Origin of the sequence: Frankia sp. CeD, assembly GCF_000732115.1 — a bacterium.
Taxonomy (GTDB): Bacteria; Actinomycetota; Actinomycetes; order Frankiales; family Frankiaceae; genus Frankia; species Frankia casuarinae.
In genome coordinates, this window is the sequence record NZ_JPGU01000106.1 from 1 (window position 1) to 2,202 (window position 2,202).

General features: G+C 64.8%; 1 protein-coding gene. It reads left to right on the forward strand.

Annotation, left to right across the window (positions count from 1 at the left end; all coding sequences use genetic code 11):
* The first annotated feature begins 560 nt into the window (after nucleotides 1-560).
* The gene (locus CED_RS23210; RefSeq protein WP_084680899.1) at nucleotides 561-1,310 is read left to right on the forward strand and encodes a GntR family transcriptional regulator; all 750 of its coding nucleotides are present in this window, start codon (nucleotides 561-563) and stop codon (nucleotides 1,308-1,310) included.
* Nucleotides 1,311-2,202 lie beyond the last annotated feature (892 nt).

Below are 2,202 nucleotides of genomic sequence, written 5' to 3' on the forward strand. Positions count from 1 at the left end.
AGCCGGGTCTGTTCGGTACGTGGGGGGTTCGGGGGGTTCGGCCCGCCCGGTGGACATGGCGGAACGACAAGGTCCGCCTCCGCGCGGACACGGTTGACCCAGAGTGGAGCGGGTGACCGGGATCGAACCGGCATGGCCAGCTTGGAAGATCTCCCGTTACGGGTGGTCTACCTGCTCTTGCCCTGATAGAGGGCGATTCGTGCTGTCCCCTGTTGACCGCTGGCGACCGGCTGATTCCGGTACTCCTGGCACGGCACTGGCACGGCTGGTGCTCGATCGTCACGTGATGTTCGCTGGGTTCGCTCGGTGCCCTGCGACGTTCCGACGTGCCGAATGGGGTGGTGGCCGACGCGCCACGGGGTGCCGACCGGAGGGAGGCGGGGCCCCGTGCCGCGCGGCGAGTCACCTGGGGCCCTGTTCGGCGCGGCGTGTGCGGCGCGGGGCTCCGCGGGCCCGAAGGGCCCGGCTTGAACAAGTAAAGAAAGTTGGCACATCGTCCCTGGGTGTGTGACCGTGAACTGATCAGATAAGCTTGTCCAACAAGAGAGGGGAGGGAAATCGTGGCCAGACAGCTTCGGATACATCAGATCGTCGATGACCTGCGGCGCAAGATCGACCGTGGGGAGCTTGGGCCGGGGGCGCTCGTGCCATCTGAGCCTGAGATAGCAAGGGAGTATCGGGTGAGTCGTCAAGCGGCTCGCTCCGCATTGCAAATTCTGGAACAGNATGGCTTGGTAATCGTCCGGCCACGTCGGGGCCGGATCGTTCGCGGTCACGGTAGGCTGGTATGGCGGCTTTCTGAGTTTGAGCTTCCCGAGAATACCGGCCTTGCTTCGTCTGATGCTTGGGAGACGGATATTGAGGGTCAAGGGCATGACCCTACTCGGCAGGATCTGGAGGTTGAGGTCATCGCACCCCCTCCTGGCATCGCTGGTCTTCTCGCACTTGATCCGGCTGAGGATAGGTGTGTGGTCCGGCGGCACGTGCGCTTCATCGATGGCCATCCGGGAATTATCTCCGACGACTACTTTGATGAAAGTATCGTTCGTGGTACCGAACTGGCTCGATCGGAGGACACGACCCGAGAGGACATTCTGAAGGAGGCTGGGTACGAACAAGTTTACGATGTTGACGAAATTGTGACGAGAATGCCTACACCGGATGAAGCCACACGACNTTCCATAAGCATGGGTCAGCCCGTTGCCGAACACACGCGCGTTGGCTACACAACAAGCGATAAGGCCGTGCGGGTAATGGTGTCGATCATCCCTGGCAACGTTCTCGTGCTGCGGTACAAGATCCCAACCTGACGACTCGGCGGCGGGGCCACCTTGCCTCTTGTCCAACAAGCTTGACGGACAAGCTTCCCTGACGTAGGCTGGTCTTACTGGAGCGGCAGGCACGCCACTCCGGTGTACCGGGCCTNCTGGACATGAAGAAGGCCCGGGTGGGAGGCACCCCACACCGGGCCAGACGCGACTTGCGATCGCTCCTAGAGCGTACAGCGTCTGACCATCGTGGGCGACTCCCTGCCGTGTAGGCACCCCTGGCGGGGTGATCGTCGTTGCGGGAGGTCTTGGTCATGGCGCGTACTCGGTCCGGCTCGGGGGGCTGCGAAGCGACTGCGGTCGTTAACGGTGTGCTGTTGACGGGGCGGGCTGCTCTTCGGGAGTGGGCGGACTGCGGGGGGCCGGTCGACTGGGAGCGTGGCGTCATCCCCACCGTGGCCACTCCTGGCTGGGAAAATCCGGCGTCGCCTGCCCTGCGGTTCGGGCGGTAGACCGATGGCGCGACTGAGGAGAGGCGCTGCGGCGGAACCGGTGTACGTGGTCGCTCCTGGCGCGGGGGCTCGTCTGCGTGCTGGCCGTGGCGGTCCGCGAGAGATGACACGCTCCGGGTCGGACTCGGGGGCGTCGCCGTTGGAGCGCACTGCGGATGGCGGCTGGTACGCCACGGACATGCCAGAGATCGTGTTTTACGACGACTGAGCCGGGCACGCGGTCGGGCGGCGGGGCTCCCTCTCCGACCCGACCGCGCTTCCCCACGGGACCGCATCGCACCGTTGTTCAGCCGTTGTGCACACCCTGGAACGCCCCGGGGTGCCCTACCCGTTGCGGTGGGTGAGGCTCGGCAACTCCTCACGTCCGTACCTGGTGCGGCGCCCCTCATGCGCGGCGGCTGACGCTCTATCTCGCCACTACA